We start from the raw sequence: 8,625 nt of genomic DNA on the forward strand, positions 1-8,625 counted from the left end.
ATAGCAATACTCCCGGCAACAATAGCAATACTTCCGGCAACGCTACACCACGCGTTGACTTTTCGGTTTCATACGGCGGGTTGAAAACCAACGCAATTGAGGATATTCAAAAATTAGCAAAAGATTTGGGAGCACCGGGGGCAACTGTTAAATCATACAATGTAACACTGGGCAATCAATCCAGCAGCGGCAGCAATATTAATTTATCTGGATACCCGCTCAAAGAATTAAAGCTCAATCAAAACTTCCAAGAAACTGCCATTGCAAATGCTTCTGGTAACAATTACACCGTTACCCGAAGTGGTAAAGCCCATATTTACCGCCAAAACTATTCTTTGATTGCAGGTATCAATCCGACTAATACAACAGTTAGAGGATCAGGAGTCAATGAATCAGAAAAACTTGACGATACTTATATCCTGATTAAAGGTCAAACTACCCAAACCCTGCCGACTGCGGGCAAATTTAACTACTCAGGTATTGCAAGCGATGGTGTAAGTCAGGGCAAATTGGCGTACTCTGTTAACTTTGACAACGGAAAAGGCAGTGGCACAATTACCGGAATCGGCAGCGATATCAATCTGCACGAAGCGTCTATTCGAGAAGGCAGCTACACCAACGAAATCGATAACACCGAAATTAAGGGATACGGTATTCAAGGCTCTTCCAACCGTGGCGATTATGCGCTCGGCTTCTTCGGCCCTAAAGCAGAAGAAATCGTCGGTACGGTTAATGACGGTGAAATCGGTTTCGCCGGCTCCCGCTAATTTGGATGTAGTATAACCAAAAGGTCGTCTGAAACCGTTTCAGACGACCTTTTCGACCATTTTCACTGCGTTATCCGTATAATGACAGGATACTCCTGTAACCCATATCCCACTGAATAAAATGAATAAAAACTATCTCGTCTTACTGATGCTCTCTTTCCCAACGGTCGCCCTTGCCGAGACACCCGTTGTCCGTGTACCTGCGCCTGTATTTTTTGACAAGCAGCCTAACAGCGAAACACCTTCAAAAGATTTTACCGACGACAAACCCGCAGAACAGAGGCTTTCAGACGACCTTTCTGCCGATTCCTCATTGGAAGCACAGATCAACCGTGTATTAATCGAACGGGACTGGAAGACACTGGAAGGCGTGTTGGCGCAATATAAAGCTGCGCCCGACCGTGATGCCGTTTTATACGATTATGCTTTAGGCGCGTTGAGGCGCAGTCAGTTGCGGCATGATGAAGCTGTCTCGCTCTATCGCGGCATTTTGGAGAAACATCCCGATTTGGCGTATCCTCGTTTCGATTTGGGCGTCATGATGTTTGAAAACAAACAGTACCATGAGGCAAAAGCTGAATTGAAACGGGCAAAACCAGATTTGCAGCCGCTCATGCAGCAACTTGCCGACCGTTATCTTGCCGCCATTGAATCGGCGCAAAGCTGGCAGCCTGATGTTTCACTGCAATATGAGCAGACCGATAATGTGAATAATGCCTCGTCCGAGCGCGTTATAGAATGGAACGGCAGACGCTGGAATAAAACTGCTGAGAGCCTGCCGCAAAAGGCGCATGGTATCCGCTATGGCGCAGACGTAGCGCGCGAAATCAATGTGGGCGGACATCATTTTGTTTACGGTAACCTCAGCGGCGACGGTGTGCATTATTGGGACAATCAGGATTTTAACGAGCAAAGCCTGCGCTTGGCGGCAGGCTATAAAAACCGTTCGGCGGTGCAATCTTTCGGGATTGTACCGTTTACCGAGAAAAACTGGCTGGGCGGCAAACGCTATAATCGTGAAACCGGTATCCATACCGACTTTTCACGTCGTCTGAACGAAAAATGGCAGCTCTCACTCAATGCAGGTTATATCAAAAAATACTATCGGAACAGCGATTCGGCAATACGTTACAACAGCCATATGCCGCTGGCGGGTGCAACTCTGGCGTACTCTGCGCCAAAAAACTGGCTGATCTACGGCGGTGCAGACTGGTCGCACGACATGACCAAAGAAGAGGAGCAGGCATCCGTGCGCAAGGGCATACGCTTCGGCGCGGCGAAAACGTTTGAGAACGGATTCGGCATCCGCACCAACCTGCGCTACGCCCGCCGTACCTTTGATGCACCGGGTAGCCTGGTGTACCGCCTAACCCGAAAAGATCATGAATATCAGGCAAATGCCTCTATTTGGCACAATAAAATTGCATGGAAAGGCTTAGTGCCGCATTTAAATTTCCGTTATCTGAAAATCGACAGTAATATGAGCGGCTTCTATTCCCGCAAAAATATGCAGACATTCATCAGTGTGGAGAAACAGTTTTAATGTAACAGGGATGGGAACAAAACATGCCGTTTCAATCAGCCTTTTTTCCTACACAGGTGGAAGATCGTCGAAAATTCTAAGAAACAGGTATTTGAAAAACAGTTGCTAAATTAAAAAAAATTCCCCACATACTCGAAAATGATGTTGATTAAAGTGTTTCTATTTGAATTACAAATCATTGTATTCGTAAATCCAAACGATAAGACCTAGAAAAAAGCCGTCTGAAATTTCAGACGGCCTTTTTATCTCAATCAAAAATCTGATTTACAAAACGGATTTAACAGTAGCAACCACATTGTCTACGGTAAAGCCGAATTCTTTGAACAGCAGTTCGGCAGGTGCTGACTCGCCGAAGCGGTTGATACCGACCACTGCGCCGTTCAGACCGACGTATTTATACCAACCATCAGCGTGTCCGGCTTCTACGGCTACGCGTGGCAAGCCTTCCGGCAGAACGGCGGCTTTATAGGCGGCATCTTGGCGGTCGAATACGTTGGTGGACGGCATGGAAACGACACGCACGGCAATACCTTGTTCTGCCAATACTTTTTGCACTTCAAGAGCCAATTCAACTTCAGAGCCGGTGGCAATGATGACGGCTTGGGCGTTGCCTTGGGCTTCGCTGATGACGTAGCCGCCGCGTTTGATGTCGTTCAGTTGTTGCTCATCACGCGCTTGGAATTTCAGGTTTTGACGACTGAAAATCAAGCTGGACGGATGATCGGCCGCTTTAACGGCTTCAGACCACGCCACCAAGGATTCAACAGTATCGCACGGACGCCATACGTCCATATTTGGAATCAGGCGCAGGGTGGCGGTTTGCTCGACAGGTTGGTGGGTCGGACCGTCTTCGCCGAGGCCGATGGAATCGTGGGTAAACACAAATACTGGGTTGATTTTCATCAGCGCCGCCATGCGCAGGGCGTTGCGTTCGTATTCGCTGAACATCAGGAAAGTCGCGCCGAAGGGTTTCACACCGCCGTGCAAGGCAAGGCCGTTCATGATGGCACCCATGCCGAACTCGCGTACACCGTAATGAATATAGTTGCCGCCGTGTTCGCGGGTAACGGAGACGCTGTTTGACCAGTCAGTCAGGTTGGACGGGGTCAGGTCGGCAGAACCGCCCACCAATTCGGGCAGCTCTTTGGCCAGAATTTCGATGCTGTTTTGGCTGGCTTTACGGGTGGCGATGGTTTCGGCTTTGGCGCACACTTCTTTCAATGCAGCTTGAACGTATGCATCGAAATTGTCCGGCAGTTTTTTATCCATGCGGCGCACGAATTCTGCGGCTTCGGCAGGATATTTGGCTTGATATTGAGCGAAGAGCTCGTTCCATTCGGCTTCAAGTTTCGCGCCTTTTTCTTTTGCATTCCATGCGGCATAGATTTCTTGCGGAATTTCAAACGCAGGATATGCCCAACCCAAATGTTTGCGCGTGGCTTCGATTTCGTCCGTACCTAAAGGCGCACCGTGGGTTTTGTGGCTGCCTTCTTTGTTGGCGCTGCCTTTGCCGATTAAGGTTTTGCAGCAGATAAGGGACGGTTTGCCGGTTTCGGCTTTGGCCGCTTCAATGGCCGTCTGAATGGCATTGGTATCATGACCGTTTACATTTGGAATCACATGCCAGCCGTAGCTTTCAAAGCGTTGCGGGATGTTTTCGGTAAACCAGCCGTCCACTTTGCCGTCGATGGAAATATTGTTGTCATCATATAAAACAATCAGCTTGCCCAAGCCCAAAGTGCCGGCGAGTGAACAGGCTTCGTGCGATACGCCTTCCATCATGCAGCCGTCGCCCATGAAGACGTAAGTGTGGTGGTCAACGATGTTCAAACCGTCTTTATTAAATTCGGCAGCCAAGATTTTTTCGGCCAAAGCCATGCCCACTGCGTTGGCAATACCTTGTCCCAACGGGCCGGTCGTGGTTTCCACGCCGTCGGTGTAACCGTATTCGGGGTGGCCGGGGGTTTTGCTGTGCAATTGGCGGAAGTTTTTCAAGTCTTCGATGGATACGTTGTAGCCGGTCAGGTGCAACAGGCTGTACAGCAGCATGGACGCGTGACCGTTGGAAAGGATGAAGCGGTCGCGGTTGTAGAATTTAGGGTTGGCAGGGTTATGGTTGAGGAACTTCGTCCACAATACTTCCGCCATTTCCGCCATACCCATAGGTGCGCCGGGGTGGCCGGAGTTGGCTTTCTGTACGGCATCGACTGAGAGGAAACGGATTGCGTTTGCCAGTTGAGACATGGTTTGACCTTCCTTGGACAAGATTGGAAATATGAAAAAAGGTGTACCGATTATCGCCTGAATCAGCCGTGCTTTCAAGGATAGCTTTTGATATTCGCTTTGTCAGACGGCCTGTTTCCACTCGGTTGCCCGAAACGGACGGGACAGATGATATTAACTGTTATTTCGTTTTGAAACAGTACTTTATATATTTTTATCGTGTAAATAGCAAATCACTATAAGTTTGCACACAGACTGATTCGCAAACCTTTGAATACTGCCCTTTTCAGACGGCCCTACATCAAACGGCCGCAAGGAATCCATTGTTAAGACGAAGTCCTTCTTTTGCTTTGAATAGAGTCAAATGTTATGATTTGTATGCACGCGAAAGGCCGTCTGAAAACATTCACATCAAACTACTACCATGACAACAGGCTTGTGTGCACTTCATCAAGGAACACTGAAATGTCACCAGAAAACCAAGCTGAAAACACCACACCCTCAACAGAAAAAACAGCAAAAGCCACTCCGCCCAAACCTTCCAAACCCAAATCCAGCGTGATTCAAATCCATCCCGAAGGCGAACGCATCCATCCTAAGAAGGCAGAAGGACGCTTTGCCAAACTGCGTATCGCCGCCGTATTGGCGACCCAGTTTGTATTTTACGTTATTCCATGGTTCAACTGGAGCGGCCGTCAGGCGGTTTTATTCAATATCCCTGACCGTCATTTCTTCATTTTCGGACTGTCGCTGGGCATGGGCGATTTGATTTACCTTGCCTTGCTGCTGATGATTTGCGCATTCGGATTGTTTTGGTGGACAACCATTGCCGGTCGTTTGTGGTGCGGCTATTCATGCCCGCAAACGGTTTACACCGAAATTATGCTGTGGATTGACAACTTAGTCGAAGGCGATAGAAACAAACGCTTGAAACTGGAAAAATCGCCGTGGAACTTTACTAAAATTCGCATCAAAGCCACTAAATACCTGCTGATTTTCCTTGTCTGCGCGTGGACAGGCATCACTTTTGCAGGCTGGTTTGTCCCGATCCGCCAGTTTGTTCCTGATTTATTTGCCGGAGCAGCAGGCGGCGGCGCAATGTTTGCCGCAGCATTTTACGGATTCATGACTTTCTTCTTCGCCCACATCATGCGCGAAAAAGTTTGTCTGCATATGTGTCCGTATGCACGTTTCCAAAGTGCAATGTTTGATAAAGACACGCTGATTATTTCTTACGATGCCGAACGCGGCGAACCGCGCGGTGCACGCAAGAAAACCGCCAACAAAGAAGACAGCGGCTTGGGCGACTGCATCAACTGCACCATGTGCGTGCAAGTCTGCCCCGTCGGTATCGACATCCGCGACGGTTTGCAATACCAATGTATCGGCTGCGCGGCGTGTATCGATGCCTGCGACGAAATCATGGACAAAATGGGCTACGAGCGCGGCTTGATCCGTTATACGACCGAAGGCGCGTTGGAACACGAATACCCTGAAAGCGACATCAAAAAACGCTTGAAACGTCCGCGCGTAGCCGGTTATGGCGCAGTACTCCTGGTGGTCATCATCGCCTTCCTGGTCGGCATTTCCACCCGAAAAATGGTCGAAGTCGATATCCTGAAAGACCGTGGCGTCATGGTTCGCGAAAACAGCCAAGGCTGGTTGGAAAATGCCTATAACCTGCGCATTATCAACAATAGTGAAAACGAACAACTGATGACTGCAACCGTCAAAGGCTTTGATGAAATCGCGCTGACCGGCCTGCCTGAAAACGGTATTAAAATTGCGCCGCGGGAAACCGTTACCATCCCGGTACAGGTATCTACCATTCCCGAATACGCCGACAAAGGCAGCCATCCGATCGAATTTACTTTTACCTATCGCGAGACCGGCTCTGCCGACTCCAAACCGACTACTTTAGAAGAAAAAGCAACCTTTATCGGAGAATAAACGGTGTCCCCACAACCCCAAATCAAACCTTGGTACAAACATATTTGGCCCTGGGTGCTGATGGCCGGCCCCATCTTCGTCGTTATCGCCAGCGTTTCCATGTTCTTCGTCGCAAAAGAACACACGACAGACTTGGTGTCTGACGATTACTACAAAGACGGCAAACACATCGAAATCCAACTTCACCGCGATGAAGAAGCCGTTAAACGGCAAATTCAGGTGCAGGTTTTAATCAGTCCGGATATGAACGCCGCCAAAGTATTCGTCAGCGGACAATTCGATACCAAACAGCCATTAAACCTATTGTTGATGCACCCGACGCGCAAAGCCGATGACCAAACCGTCAAGCTGCGCGCCGTAACAGCCGAGCCGCAAAACGGCCGCATGGAATACGAAGCCGTCTTTAAGCCTTTACGCCCAACCAATCATTGGTACTTGCGCGTTGAAGATGCCTCAGGCGTATGGCGTGTTGAAAACAAATGGATAGTCAGCCAAGGCAATGCGGTCAACCTGACACCCATGGACAAATTGTTCGATAACGGCAAACAAGCCGCTTCAACAGAACAATAAATCCCGACCCAGGCCGTCTGAAACCTTTCAGACGGCCTGAAATCTTCATACCCTCTTATATTTATTCTCTTCCAAATATGATTTTTTCCGATTGGCGCAGACTGACCGAAAACGAAGTCCGCATGGCAAAACAAGTTTTTTCAGACAGCATAGACTTCCACCGCATCAAAATATATCGCGGCATTCCGCTTCTACCCAACGCCAATACCGCCATTGCGCCCAATGGAAACATATACTTTCCGCGTAAACACTGCCCAGAAGATTTCACTCAAGCCGGCATAGCCTACAAAATTTGGCTGATTCATGAGCTGACACATGTCTGGCAACACCAGCGCGGTCACAAAGTTTGGCTTTCCGGCCTATTCATCATGTTCAAAGGCGGATACAGAAAACGCAAAGCTTACGCCTATCCCATCCCCTTACCCCACATCAACCAATTAAATATCGAACAGCAGGCAGACCTTATTGCCCACTATTTCGCAGCTACTTTTCTACCCAAAAATATTTACACCCCGCAACAGCCTATTTTTCAGACGGCCTTAGCAGATTTTCTTCACAACCCACACGACAAAAATCTATGCCCGAGATACTTGTCGGCAAAAAAACAACACTTCAAAAAGCAGAGTGAACAAATAAGCTATAATGAACAACCCGACACATCATCCAAAAGATCCCAAACCATGCCTTGGAACATACCTATTTTACTTACCTGGATGCGCGTCCTATTAATCCCCGTGTTCACCATCCTATTCTATTTACCGAACACATGGATTCAACCACAAACCGTCAACTGGACAGCCGCCATCATCTTTGCACTTGCCGCTATTACAGACTGGTTTGACGGCTTTTTGGCACGCCGCTGGAAACAAACTTCCGACTTTGGCGCATTCCTCGACCCCGTTGCCGACAAACTCATGGTCGCAGTTGCCCTGCTCCTGCTCGTCAGCCTTGGCAGAACATACGCCATCTTCGCCATGATTATCATCGGCCGGGAAATTACCATTTCTGCCTTGCGCGAATGGATGGCACAAATGGGCAAACGCGGCAGCGTTGCCGTGGTAACCATCGGTAAATTCAAAACCACTGCCCAAATGATCGCCATCTTCCTTTTGCTTATCGGCACAGACAAATATAACGATCCTTTCTATCTCATCGGTAACATATTGATGTTTATAGCATCTGTATTGACCATCTGGTCAATGTGCTACTACCTGAAAATGGCATGGAAGGAATTCAAATAAATTTTTTAAAAAAATAAAAACAAAACACTTGACGCACGCGATTAAATCCATAATAATTGCGTCTTCTTCGATATACGAAGCAACAAATATCAGAGCGGGAATAGCTCAGTTGGTAGAGCGCAACCTTGCCAAGGTTGAGGTCGCGAGTTCGAGACTCGTTTCCCGCTCCAGTTTAATTTCAGATGCACTCAAATGCGGGAATAGCTCAGTTGGTAGAGCGCAACCTTGCCAAGGTTGAGGTCGCGAGTTCGAGACTCGTTTCCCGCTCCATTCCGATTACTTGTTGATTGTTCTTTTTCAATATGCGGGAATAGCTCAGTTGGTAGAGCGC

Annotated in this window: 6 protein-coding genes and 2 tRNA genes; 7 read left to right on the plus strand and 1 reads right to left on the minus strand. The window is 48.3% G+C overall.

Annotated features, from left to right (window positions below; translation table 11 throughout):
* Positions 1-767 (plus strand): factor H binding protein domain-containing protein (locus tag HMPREF2596_RS06680; protein ID WP_114139667.1); only part of this gene is annotated, 767 nt, incomplete at its 5' end.
* A gap of 121 nt (positions 768-888) precedes the next feature.
* Positions 889-2,310, plus strand: coding sequence for a surface lipoprotein assembly modifier (locus HMPREF2596_RS06685; RefSeq protein WP_070850431.1), 1,422 nt, complete (start codon positions 889-891; stop codon positions 2,308-2,310).
* Between the two features lie 264 nt (positions 2,311-2,574).
* Here HMPREF2596_RS06685 and tkt read toward each other — a convergent pair whose 3' ends face one another.
* Entirely contained in the window at positions 2,575-4,554 is a 1,980-nt protein-coding gene (tkt, locus tag HMPREF2596_RS06690) for a transketolase (protein WP_070850432.1), read from the minus strand.
* 444 nt (positions 4,555-4,998) lie between these two features.
* Here tkt and ccoG point away from each other — a divergent pair, with 444 nt between their 5' ends.
* From ccoG to HMPREF2596_RS06720, 5 genes are all read left to right on the plus strand, one after another.
* A complete protein-coding gene (gene ccoG, locus HMPREF2596_RS06695) occupies positions 4,999-6,483 on the plus strand; it encodes a cytochrome c oxidase accessory protein CcoG (RefSeq protein WP_049348432.1) in 1,485 nt (494 codons plus the stop codon).
* A gap of 3 nt (positions 6,484-6,486) precedes the next feature.
* Positions 6,487-7,053: a FixH family protein gene (locus HMPREF2596_RS06700; protein WP_003746123.1), complete on the plus strand. Its 567-nt coding sequence runs from the start codon at positions 6,487-6,489 to the stop codon at positions 7,051-7,053.
* A 680-nt stretch (positions 7,054-7,733) separates the two neighbouring features.
* Positions 7,734-8,294, plus strand: coding sequence for a CDP-diacylglycerol--glycerol-3-phosphate 3-phosphatidyltransferase (gene pgsA / locus HMPREF2596_RS06710; RefSeq protein WP_070850436.1), 561 nt, complete (start codon positions 7,734-7,736; stop codon positions 8,292-8,294).
* 94 nt (positions 8,295-8,388) lie between these two features.
* Positions 8,389-8,464, plus strand: a tRNA-Gly gene (locus HMPREF2596_RS06715).
* Between the two features lie 24 nt (positions 8,465-8,488).
* Positions 8,489-8,564 (plus strand) — tRNA-Gly (locus HMPREF2596_RS06720).
* Positions 8,565-8,625 lie beyond the last annotated feature (61 nt).

The organism is Neisseria sp. HMSC078C12 (assembly GCF_001838065.1).
Taxonomy (GTDB): domain Bacteria; phylum Pseudomonadota; class Gammaproteobacteria; order Burkholderiales; family Neisseriaceae; genus Neisseria.